Raw genomic sequence first — 2968 nt, 5'->3', positions numbered from 1 at the left:
GCTGTGGTGAGTAATTGCCATAATTGTGGAGCAAGGCGATTTTGCAACTCAGTGCTAAGAGGAATTTTGAATTTTGAATTTTGGATTTTGAATTTTTGCTCTCCTCCCTCGTCTTCATCCCTTTCTTGATGTAATTCCCGTAATACATCAGTACGGGTAACAATGCCCAGTAACTGCCCATTTTCCAATACTGGTAAGCGTCCAATATCATAAGTCACCATCACCGACTCAATTTCTGGCAATGTCGTATCTGGTGTAATCGTTTTGAGATTCTTAGTCATATAGCCCTTGACTGGCGCATGACTAAATCCGTGGTGTAAGGCGATATCAATATCCCGCCGCGAAATAATACCTACAAGTTGTCCTTGAGTATCGACTACAGATAAACCAGAGTGTCTATAGCGTAATAAAATGCGCTGGGCTTCGGCAATTGTGGTTTCAGGCAGAATCGTGCGGACAGGAGAAGACATCAAATCCCTAGCAGTGGGGGGATGGGGAATTTGTGCTTTTACCCCGTCAAGGAGTTGTTTTAATATTGCTTGCGAATCAACTCCCCTTAAATTTAGCGATGCGGCTTGCGAGTGACCGCCACCACCCAAGAGTTGGAATAATAGGTTAAGATTCGTTTTGGGAATTTGCGATCGCCCAATTACAGTTAAGCGTGAATCCTCTTCACCTAAAGGATACTCATTAGCCAGCAGTAGGGCATCAATTTCAGTTAATTCTACAAGTTCCGAAGCTAGACTCGACAGCCCCGGCACAAACCCATCTGTTTTCAGAGTTAACCAAGCAACCGTATATCCATGTAGACAGAAATATTCTAAACTTTCCAGAGATTCAGTTAATAGCTGCTGCAATTGCGGAGATAATCCAGGGTCACGGTAAGTAGAAATTACTGATAAACTAGCCCCTTGTTGCATCAACCAAGCCAGAGCTAAAGCATCCCGTGCTGTGGACTGGTCATATGTCAAAGAGCCAGTGTCAACGTGGATACCCAAAGCCATCACAGTTGCTTCGGCAGAACTTAAGGAAATTTCCTGTTGTTGCAATTGCTCAACGATTAAAGTTGTGGTGGCTCCTACTGAGTCAATATGCGATCGCGTGGCGGGTATATCTGATTCTTGTCCTAAGTGATGGTCATAAACTATAATCTCTCTTACAGTAGGTAAATCTAACCACTCAGCAGCTTTACCCAAGCGATCGCGCTGCTGTGTATCCACCACGGTCAGAGAGCGAATTTTTTCTGGATTCACCGAACGGCGTTCAATCAGCGGATATTCATCCCGATGCAATGCTAAAAAATCCCGTACAGGAGGATGAGAGCCGCCAGTTAGCACAATCTTGCTTCCCGATAGTAGGCGCGTCAACCCTACTGCTGCTCCTAATGCGTCAAAATCTGCTGTTGTGTGGCAAAGAATTAAATCCATAGTTTAGAGTCATTAGTCATTAGTCATCAGTCACTTGTAATGAGCTTGTCTTGAGCGCAGCCTCTCGTAGAGAAGGGTGTAGTTGAAGTATTGGTGCTTAGACAAAGGACAAATGACAAAAATGTTGCAATTTCTGCTAGCTTAAAAATAATAAGAAAGTGTCAATGTCGCCCTTTAGGATATTCTATCCTTAGTATTTCGCTGTATTGGGAGAAGCAAAAATGACCATAATATTCCAATTTGCCTTGATAGGTCTAGTAGTGTTGTCTTTTGTCCTCGTTGTAGGCGTTCCGGTTGCTTATGCCACTCCCCAAAACTGGAATGAATCTAAAAAACTGCTCTGGGTTGGCTCTGCTGTCTGGATTGGTTTGGTGTTTTTAGTTGGTTTGTTAAACTTTTTTGTCGTTTAGGCGACGGCTTCGCTCTGGCGCAGGCACATAATATAAAAACTAGAGGGGCAGAAAAGCCAAGGTCAAAGGTTAAGGGAAACAAAAGATTTTTTCTTTTTCCTACTAACTTCATTTTGACCGCGCTTTCCTGCTCCTCTACATTTAAATAAGAAATGTATATTGGCCAGAAGTATAGTTGATAAAGAGGCAGTCATGGCAGTTTTCGAGGGAACTTTTACCCAAACGGAGCCTTTGCGGTTTGCAGTGGTGATTGGTCGATTCAATGACCTCGTTACCGGAAAGCTGCTAGAGGGATGTCAAGATTGTTTAAAACGCCACGGTGTAGACCCTAATCCCCAAGGTAATCAGGTGGACTATGTTTGGGTTCCGGGAAGTTTTGAGGTACCTTTAGTCGCTCGCCAATTAGCACTTTCTCATCGTTATGATGCTGTAATTTGTCTTGGCGCAGTCATTCGAGGACAAACACCCCATTTTGATTACGTATCCTCAGAGGTTTCTAAAGGCATTGCCGCCGCTAGTTTTCAAACTGGAGTGCCAGTAATTTTTGGCATTTTGACAGTAGATACTATGCAGCAAGCTCTAGAACGGGCAGGCATAAAAGGTAATCATGGCTGGGATTACGCCCTGAATGCCTTAGAAATGGCTAGCCTAATGCGGCAACTGCGTTCTAACCTGGCAGAGCCATATTCTCGTAATAGCCAGTCTCTGCCACCTTCTTTTCCAAGTGCCAGCGTTGGCAATTTAACTTTGGAGTCAGAAGAACTCGGCTAGTCTGTCATTAGTCATTTGTCCTTTGTCCTTTGTTATTCACTAATGACCAATGACCAATGACTAATGACGAATGACTAATTGACTAATGACCAATGACCAATGACTAAATTAAGGGGTTGACAATTACAAATAAATCTGAGATATTAATATTTGGGTGATGATCGCGGGTATAGCTCAGTGGTAGAGCGTCACCTTGCCAAGGTGAATGTCGCGCGTTCGAATCGCGTTACCCGCTTCCAACTAAAACCTCTTGAATGTAACAATTCCAAGAGGTTTAGTGTTTTTGGGGTGCGTTAAAGCGTTTGTAGATTAGTTCTACACCCTTGTAAAGCCCTCCAAATGTTTACAGTTCAATAAAAA

At 43.3% G+C, this 2968-nt stretch carries 3 protein-coding genes and 1 tRNA gene; 3 read left to right on the top strand and 1 reads right to left on the bottom strand.

Features of this window, described 5'->3' with window-relative positions:
• A partial coding sequence (locus IQ229_RS21575; protein ID WP_194047239.1) for a CBS domain-containing protein occupies positions 1-1427 on the bottom strand: 1427 nt, incomplete at its 3' end.
• A 221-nt stretch (positions 1428-1648) separates the two neighbouring features.
• On the opposite strand from IQ229_RS21575, the gene psbZ reads away from it, so the two are divergent.
• The 3 genes from psbZ (at position 1649) to IQ229_RS21560 (ending at position 2843) form a co-directional block, all read left to right on the top strand.
• Positions 1649-1837, top strand: a complete 189-nt coding sequence (gene psbZ / locus IQ229_RS21570; RefSeq protein WP_194047229.1) for a photosystem II reaction center protein PsbZ — start codon at positions 1649-1651, stop codon at positions 1835-1837.
• 192 nt (positions 1838-2029) lie between these two features.
• Positions 2030-2608: a 6,7-dimethyl-8-ribityllumazine synthase gene (ribH, locus tag IQ229_RS21565; RefSeq protein WP_099103015.1), complete on the top strand. Its 579-nt coding sequence runs from the start codon at positions 2030-2032 to the stop codon at positions 2606-2608.
• Between the two features lie 163 nt (positions 2609-2771).
• Positions 2772-2843: transfer RNA gene (locus IQ229_RS21560), tRNA-Gly, on the top strand.
• Positions 2844-2968 lie beyond the last annotated feature (125 nt).

It is taken from the genome of Nostoc cf. edaphicum LEGE 07299, from assembly GCF_015207245.1.
Classification (GTDB): Bacteria; Cyanobacteriota; Cyanobacteriia; order Cyanobacteriales; family Nostocaceae; genus Nostoc; species Nostoc edaphicum_B.
The sequence above is the reverse complement of the archived record's forward strand: the minus strand, read 5'-3'. Positions and strand labels throughout refer to the sequence as shown.